This is a genomic window from Bacillus sp. SIMBA_005 (assembly GCF_046535585.1).
GTDB lineage: Bacteria > Bacillota > Bacilli > Bacillales > Bacillaceae > Bacillus > Bacillus pumilus.
The window spans coordinates 1-352 of the sequence record NZ_JAWRWI010000112.1; the positions used below are offsets into that span (position 1 = coordinate 1).

Below are 352 nucleotides of genomic sequence, written 5' to 3' on the forward strand. Positions count from 1 at the left end.
GGGTTCGGCTACGACCCGATCTTCGTCCCCGACGGCCAGCCTGAGGGGAAGGAGCGCACGGTGGGCGATTTCACGGCGGAGGAGAAGCAGGCGCAGTCGCACCGCGCACGGGCATTCGCCGAGCTGATGCCCTTGCTCGCGCAGCTCTGAGCGGGACGGCTGGCTTCGACGACCGGATCAGGCGACGGCAGCGAGCGGCAACGCCAGGGTCACGAGGTTCACGACGAACCTGCCGGGCTCTTCATGCATGCACAGGTGCGCCGAGTTCTCGAACCATACGACCTTCTTCGAGGGCGCCGTCACTCGCTCGATCCAGCGCTCGACAGGAGCCGTCGGGGTTGTGAAGTCATGG

The 352-nt window shown here is 66.8% G+C and carries 1 protein-coding gene; it reads left to right on the forward strand.

What is annotated here, in order from left to right:
• Positions 1–150: non-canonical purine NTP pyrophosphatase (locus tag SB660_RS19345; RefSeq protein WP_410583853.1), on the forward strand; the 150-nt coding region annotated here is incomplete at its 5' end.
• Positions 151–352: the final 202 nt, after the last annotated feature.